Raw genomic sequence first — 301 nt, 5'->3', positions numbered from 1 at the left:
CAGCACGGCGTCAGCGCGATGGTGGTTGACGATCGCCGTCGTGGCCGCGCTGCTCGCTGCCGCCGGTTGGTGGGCACTCCGCGCGGCAGACACCTCGGACCAGGCTGGCGGCGTGCTCGAGCACGTGCACGGTCTCGGTGTCGAGCCCAGCACCGGAGCCCTCCACGTGGGCAGCCACTACGGGCTGTTCCGGGTCGATGAGGACGCCGGTGCGCTGGCCGGTCCGATCAGCGACCGGGTACAGGACTTCATGGGCTTCACGGTCGCGGGCCCGGACCACTTCCTCGCATCGGGCCACCCC

Annotated in this window: 1 pseudogene; it reads left to right on the top strand. The window is 71.8% G+C overall.

The features are described 5' to 3' along the window. Window positions 1–40: 40 nt before the first annotated feature. A pseudogene (locus QWY29_RS20040) lies at window positions 41–301 on the top strand (hypothetical protein); the annotation flags it as partial.

The organism is Nocardioides abyssi (assembly GCF_030412915.1).
GTDB classification, from domain to species: Bacteria; Actinomycetota; Actinomycetes; order Propionibacteriales; family Nocardioidaceae; genus Nocardioides; species Nocardioides abyssi.
The sequence above is the reverse complement of the archived record's forward strand: the minus strand, read 5'-3'. Positions and strand labels throughout refer to the sequence as shown.